This window comes from Oscillibacter sp. (genome assembly GCF_032060045.1).
Lineage (GTDB): Bacteria > Bacillota > Clostridia > Oscillospirales > Oscillospiraceae > Oscillibacter.
Genome location: NZ_DAMBZJ010000010.1, coordinates 41,895 through 48,353 on the forward strand (window position 1 = coordinate 41,895; position 6,459 = coordinate 48,353).

The following is a 6,459-nucleotide window of genomic DNA, read 5'->3' on the forward strand; positions in this document are numbered from 1 at the left end:
GCAAAGGGAGTTTGCAACTTGAATAAAGAAGCTCGAGATGCCCGTCCGCTCCAAGAACGCGCCGAAGATGATAAACACCACGATGTACTTGGCGCAGACATTAATGGGCGTGGACATAATACCGGAGGAGGTATAGAACAGGGTGTAGATCACCCGGCGAATGACCATATAGCCCGTCGCGTTGGGTGTTTGGAACATATTATAAAAAGTGTAGATCAGAAGGAAGCTCAACACAATCAGGATGGGCAGGCCGACGCTTCGGCGGCACAACTCCATCAGAGCCACAATCGCGACCAGACCCAGCACAATCATATACGGCTCAATTCTGGCGGAAAGCTTGATGATCTTCACAGCGTTGGCTGCATAGTAAAAGAATGGAACAGAGCCGCACAGCATTAAAATCACATCGTACCAGGGCAGGCTGTTGACTTTTACGCTGCCCTTTTTCGCAGGATAGGTCAGATAACCCATAATTGCAATCAGACCCACAAACACGGTCAGCCGCTTTTCCGGCATGGCATTGCTGAATAAAGTCACCCAAATACTGTATACCGAGAACGCCACCATCAGCCAGCGGATTACCTGTTTGGGCATGCCCTCCCATACCCGGACGTTGGATTCGCGGTCATATTTTTTCATAACGGCTTCAACGTCCGCCGCAGTGCCCACATCCACACTCTGGGGGATGTTCATGGCAGAGGTATCCTCTAAAGGACGCTCCTGATTCTCGTCCCCGGATTTGTCTTTAAATAAACTCATACCTTCTCCTTAACTCATGAGGTAAATACAGAAAGCAACCGCGGCGGGCGGATGCCCGCCGCGGCCACTTGCATTAAAATGCTGGTTTCCGATGTTTACTTCGTGGGAACGGTGATGCCCTTTTCGGCAAAATACTTGGCAGCGCCGGGATGATAGGGAACGGAGGTCACGGAAGCGGCAAACTCCACGTTCAGCTCAGTGCCCTTGGCGTGCTGGGCGGAGATAGCGTCCAGATTCTCAAAGATGGTGGAGACAAACTCATAGATGGCCTGCTCGCTGACATCGTCACGGGCGACGACCACAGCACCGACGGCCACGGTCTTGGTATCCACGTCCAGACCCTCATAGGTGCCGGCGGGGATGGTGTACTCCGTGTAATAGGGAGAGGTTTCCAGCAGCTTTGCAATGTGCGCATCGTCCAGGCTCACCAGATACACGCTCTTGGCAGTGGCCAGAGAGGTGATGGCGGTGGTGGGGGCGCCGGCCACGACGAAAGCTGCGTCCAACTTGCCGTCCTGCAGCGCATCGGCACTGTCGCCGAAGCCCTGATAGGTGGGATTGATGTCCTGCTCGGTCAGATCATAGGCACCCAGAAGATCCATTGCGTTGTAGAACACGCCGGAGCCAGCAGCACCGATGGAGACGTTCTTGCCTTTCAGGTCGGCAACGGTTTTGATGTCGGGGTTGGTGGTGACAATCTGCACCTGCTCCATGTAGAGGTTCGCCACGGTGGAGATGTCAGTAACCGCGCCGGTTTCGGCAAACAGGTTGGTGCCCGCATACGCATAGGACATCACGTCGGACTGGACAAAGCCCAACTGCGCCGCGCCGTCCTGCAGGTTCTCAATGTTATTCTGAGAGCCGCCGGACTCGATGGCAACAACGTTCATTCCGGTATTGCTGGTGACATACTGGCTCAGCACGCCGCCAAAGGCATAGTATGTACCCTGAGAGCCACCGGTAGAGAAAGTCAGGGAATCCGTGGCGCCAGCGGCTGCGCCGGAGGAAGCGGCTCCGCTGCCGGATGCGGCCGGAGGAGTAGTCCCCCCATTGTTTCCACAGCCGGAGAGGACAGAGGCCATCATCAAAGTGGCCAGGAGAAGAGACATCAGTTTTTTCATCGCAATACTCCTTTTCTTTCATTCAATCTGCTCGGGACTTGTTATATTGTAGCGTAATTATTGGAAAGTTTCAACATACTTTTCGGCGATTTGTGCAAATTTTTTTCGAGACTATGAATTTTTCCTTGCAAAATGCCAAATTTATTCTTGCATGACTTTAAATAAAATGCAGCTTAAATTTTTTCTTGAAATCATCTATTCACAAAAAATTCATCATATTTAAAAAAAATGTGTAAAAAGTGCAAAAACAAATGCAGGACGGGACGCAAAAAAAATTTTTCGCGTCCCGTCCAATTTCATTAAATTGTCAAGAATCCCCTTTGTGCACTTTGACTATTTTTCCCCTTACTTGATGGTCAAAAGCAGCTGTCCGCCCTTCACCGTTTCTCCCTCGGCCACCTGAATGGCCTCCACGGTGCCCGCCATGCGGGCAGTAATGGCGGTTTCCATCTTCATGGCCTCGATGGTAATGAGGGTCTGGTTCACTTCCACGGTATCCCCCACCTTCACCTGCACCTTGCTCACCGCGCCAGGAATCGACGCGCCCACTTGACTCTTGTCCTCCGGGTTTGCCATGGGAACCTTGACAATGTTTTTCTGTGCCTCAACATCGGGAACCTGCACATCCCGGCGGATGCCGTTCAGCTCAAAGCTGACGGTGCGCATTCCCTCAGTGTCCACCTCACCAAGGCCCAGATACTTAATCATCAGGGTCTTGCCGTCGGCAATGTTGACCTTGTGCGTCTCCCCCACGGCCATGCCATGGAAAAGCACATGGCTGCCCAGCCGGGTGACGTAGCCATACTCCTTCTGATCCCGCTTATAGTCCCGATAAACCTTGGGATACAGGCAGTAAGAGATGACGGACCGGTCAGCCGGATCGGGGTCGAATTCCAGCATTTCCTTACGCACCGCTTCAAAATCCACCGGCTTTAAGAGTTCGCCGGGGCGGCAGGTAATTGCTCCCTTCCCCTTCAAAACCACCTTTTGCAAATCCTTGGGAAAGCCCCAGGCAGGCTGGCCCATCATGCCGGAGAAATAACTCACCGCGCTGTCGGGGAAGGCGAGGTTCGCGCCCTTTTCGACAATGTTCTCCGGAGTCAAACCATTTTGGGTCATAAAAATGGCCATGTCGCCCACCATTTTGCTGGAAGGCGTCACTTTCACAATGTCGCCCAGAATGTCGTTGACCTTCCGGTAGTTCTCCTTCACATCCCGGAACCGGTCCCCCAGCCCCAGAGATTCCACCTGCGGCTTGAGGTTGGTGTACTGCCCACCGGGAATCTCATAGCGATAAATATCTGTGGCAGGGCATCTGATGTCCGCCTCGAAGGAGTCATACCGGGTACGCACATCCTCCCAATAGTCTGTCAGGTGCTGGAGCCGCTCCAAGTCCATGCCGGTGTCCCGCTCGGTGCCCTGAAGCGCTGCAACCACGGCGTTTAGGGACGGCTGACTGGTAAGCGAGCTCATGGAGGAGATGGCAAGATCCGCCACGTCCACGCCCGCCTCCGCCGCCATCAGCACCGTAGCCACCTGATTTCCGGAGGTATTGTGGGTGTGGAGTTGAAGTGGAATACCGATCTCCTGCTTCAGCTCGGAAACCAGTTTCTTGGCGGCGTAGGGCTTCAGAAGGCCCGCCATGTCCTTGATGGCCAGCATATGCGCACCGCGCTTTTCCAGTTCCTTTGCCAGATTGATATAATATTTCAAGGTATACTTGTCCCGGGCCGGGTCCAAAATGTCCCCGGTGTAGCACACGGCAGCCTGACAGATCTTGCCCTGCTTCAACACCTCGTCCATAGCCACTTCCATGCCGGGAATCCAGTTCAGAGAGTCGAACACCCGGAATACGTCCACACCGTTGATGGCCGCCTGCCGCACAAACTCCCGGATGACATTGTCGGGATAGTTGGTATAACCCACGGCGTTGGCGCCCCGTAGCAGCATTTGCAGCAGTAGGTTGGGGGCCTTTTCCCGAATCATGTTCAGCCGTTCCCAAGGGGATTCGTGGAGGAAGCGATAGGCCACGTCAAAGGTCGCGCCGCCCCAGCATTCCAAAGAAAACGCGTCCGCTTCAATTTCAGAGGTGGCCTCCATACTTTTGATAATGTCTCGGGTGCGCACACGGGTGGCCAGCAGAGATTGGTGCGCGTCCCGGGTGGTGGTATCGCAGATCAACAGCTTTTTCTGCTCCAGCACCCACTTGGCCACGGCTTCTGGGCCCTTGGCATCCAGCATTTGCTTTAAGCCGTCAGGCCGCTCCCCGGTAACAGGGGGATAGCGAGGGTCTTCGTAAAGCTTCCGGGGGCCCTGCTCCTTCACCACGATGTTGGCGATGTATTTCAGCATCTTGGTGGCCCGGTCCTGCCCCTCGTCCAGCTCAAACAGGCTGGGAGTTTCGTCGATATACTTGGTGTGGCAGCCGCCCGCCCGGAACACCTCATCGTGGAGGATGTTCAGAATAAAGGCGAGGTTGGTTTTCACGCCCCGGACGTGTACCTCCCGCACCGCGCGAATGGCCTTGCGGCACACGCCCTCAAAGGTGGAGTCCCAGGTGGTGACCTTCACCAGCAGGGAATCATAGTAAGGAGAGATCACCGCGCCGGCATAGGCGTTTCCGTCCAGCCGCACACCAAAGCCGCCGCCGGAGCGGTAGGCCGTGATTTTTCCGGTGTCGGGAGCAAAACCGTTGGCCGGGTCCTCGGTGGTGACGCGGCACTGGATGGCGTACCCGTTCCGGTGCACGTCCGACTGCTTTTTGATGCCGATGCGGGGGTCGCTGAGGGGGCAGCCCTGTGCAATCAGAATCTGAGAGCGGACAAGGTCCACGCCGGTGACCATTTCGGTGACGGTGTGCTCCACCTGAATGCGGGGGTTCATCTCTATGAAATAGTGATGCCCTTCTCTGTCCACCAAAAATTCCAGCGTTCCCGCGTTGGTATAGCCCACCCGTTTGGCGATTTTCACCGCATCGTCATACAGCGCCCGGCGTACCTCTTCAGACACGGAGAAGGCGGGGGTGAACTCCACCACCTTCTGATACCGCCGCTGGAGAGAGCAGTCTCGCTCATAGAGATGTACCACGTTTCCATGCTCATCACCCAGCACCTGAATCTCAATGTGCTTGGGCTGAACCAGAAACTTCTCCATGAAGATATCGTCATTGCCGAAGGCTTTTTTCGCCTCGGACTTCACAAGGTCGTAGTTGACGCCCACTTCTTCCACGGTATCGCACCGGCGCATGCCGCGCCCGCCGCCGCCAGCGGCGGCCTTGAGAATTACCGGGAAGCCAAACTCCATGGCAAGCTTCTGGGCCGCCTGACGGTCAGGAATTGGGTCTTTGGTTCCGGGGGTGGTGGGCACCCCGCACTCAATGGCCAGCGCCTTGGCGGACAGCTTGTCGCCCATCATATCCAGCACCTTGGAATTGGGTCCGATAAACTTAATGCCGGCTTCCTCGCAAGCCCGGGCAAAATCGCCGTTCTCACTCAAAAAGCCGTAGCCGGGATGGATCGCGTCCGCCTCGTGCTTTTTGGCCAGCTCAATGATGCGGGGAATATCCAGATACGCCCCCAAAGGGCTTTCGTTTTCGCCGATGAGATAAGATTCGTCGGCCGCTGTGCGGAACAGGCCGTACATATCCTCGTTGGAATAGATGGCGATGGTTTGCAAACCAAGATCGTGACACGCGCGAAACACGCGCATGGCAATTTCACCGCGGTTGGCCACCAACACCTTCTTAAATTCTCTACCCATGCTTTTCCTTCCTTCCCCCGCGCACCTCAGGCGCGGGACGGCTTTTTTTCGATTCTGAAAACACCGCCAACTGCTACGTGTCCGCAAATTTATATTTGCTTCAGTATACTCCCCCACAAAGCCCCGCCGCAACGAAAATAAGGCGGTTTTTCTCATTTCAGAAAACGCCACAGCTTTTGCGTAAACTTTTCGTCGGTTTCCGGCAGTTTCTACAAATCCCTCTATATCCCCCTGATTTTCTAGAACGCCGCGTCCGGTTTGCGGACGCGGCGTTCTGTTCATGTTCCTTACTTCGTGGCTCTGCTGTCCACCAATTCCTTCAGCTGTGCGGTAAACGCCTCCAGCGACATCACGCCAAGGTCGCCGTCGGCCCGGTGACGAACCGCCACCTGACCGCTTTCAGCCTCTTTGTCGCCCACCACCAGCATAAAGGGGGCCTTCTCCAACTGGGCCTCGCGGATTTTCTTGCCGATCTTTTCGTTCCGCAGGTCCACCTCCACCCGGAAGCCTTGTGCCTCCAATGCGGTGGCCACCTGCTTAGCATAGTCGTCCGCCCGCTGTGTAATGGTGAGAATCTTCACCTGCACGGGGCTGATCCAGGTGGGGAACGCGCCGGCAAAATGCTCGGTGATGACGCCGATAAACCGCTCGATAGAACCCAGCACCACGCGGTGGATCATGACGGGGCGATGCTTCTGGCCGTCTTCGCCCACGTACTCCAGCTCAAACCGTTCAGGCAGCTGCATATCCAGCTGAATCGTGCCGCACTGCCAGGTCCGGCCCAGAGAGTCCGCCAGATGGAAGTCCAGCTTGGGCCCGT

Annotated in this window: 4 protein-coding genes; all 4 read right to left on the reverse strand. The window is 55.6% G+C overall.

Annotated features, from left to right (window positions below; translation table 11 throughout):
- Window positions 1-759: TRAP transporter large permease subunit (locus tag RT018_RS05870; protein WP_397359804.1), on the reverse strand; the 759-nt coding region annotated here is incomplete at its 3' end.
- A 95-nt stretch (window positions 760-854) separates the two neighbouring features.
- Window positions 855-1,880, reverse strand: coding sequence for a TAXI family TRAP transporter solute-binding subunit (locus RT018_RS05875; RefSeq protein ID WP_312940110.1), 1,026 nt, complete (start codon window positions 1,878-1,880; stop codon window positions 855-857).
- A gap of 345 nt (window positions 1,881-2,225) precedes the next feature.
- Window positions 2,226-5,639 (reverse strand): pyruvate carboxylase, encoded by a 3,414-nt coding sequence (locus RT018_RS05880; RefSeq protein ID WP_312940112.1) that lies wholly within the window; start codon window positions 5,637-5,639, stop codon window positions 2,226-2,228.
- Window positions 5,640-5,926: 287 nt separating this feature from the next.
- The coding region (locus RT018_RS05885; protein WP_312940113.1) for a threonine--tRNA ligase at window positions 5,927-6,459 on the reverse strand (533 nt) is incomplete at its 5' end.

Coding starts and splice junctions, on each gene's coding strand:
- RT018_RS05875 (WP_312940110.1), bottom strand. CDS start 1,880: ATGAAAAAACTGATGTCTCTTCTCCTGGCCACTTTGATGATGGCCTCT.
- RT018_RS05880 (WP_312940112.1), bottom strand. CDS start 5,639: ATGGGTAGAGAATTTAAGAAGGTGTTGGTGGCCAACCGCGGTGAAATT.